The 577-nt window shown below is 50.6% G+C and carries 1 protein-coding gene; it reads left to right on the top strand.

The window, feature by feature from the left end; genetic code table 11:
- Positions 1 to 577 (top strand): toxin TcdB middle/N-terminal domain-containing protein (locus tag F607_RS35075; protein ID WP_038292755.1); only part of this gene is annotated, 577 nt, incomplete at both ends.

Raw genomic sequence — 577 nt, 5'->3', positions numbered from 1 at the left:
CGGGGTAACTTTGTTAATTACCAATACATCAAAGGTTCACTGACCCACCGTATCACTGAAATTCGCAATGGCTTAGGACAAACCACCACCCTCCGCTATCAACCGCTCACCGATCCCACCCTGTTCACCAAGAGCACAGGCAGTACGTATCCCGTCATTGATCGCCAATCGGCGGTATTTGTCGTGCAGGAGGTCAAACAAGATAATGGTCTCGGTGGCAGCTTAACCACGCAGTACCACTATAAAGGCTTAAAGCACCATTTACGGGGTTTAGGTGCACTGGGTTTTGCTGAAATCAGCAGCACTCAGCTGGAAACCGGCATTAAAACCACGGATCACTATTTACAGGATACGGAGGCGCGTAAAATCGGGGTGCTAAGCCGTTCCCAACAGTGGTCGGCGGACGGTGTGCTGCTGAAAGATAGTCAACAAACCTGGCAGGTCACGACCTTAGATGACGGTGATCTTCCTCGTTATCGTGTGCAGCTAAAGAACCGCACCACCCAACAAAAATCCCTACAGGATGCCTGGTTGTCGACGGTCACGGAAAGCTTCAGTTATGATGACTGGGGCAATG

The sequence above is a fragment of the Zooshikella ganghwensis DSM 15267 genome, assembly GCF_000428585.1.
In the GTDB taxonomy this organism is placed as follows: Bacteria; Pseudomonadota; Gammaproteobacteria; order Pseudomonadales; family Zooshikellaceae; genus Zooshikella; species Zooshikella ganghwensis.
This window is presented reverse-complemented; position numbering and strand designations above follow the sequence as displayed.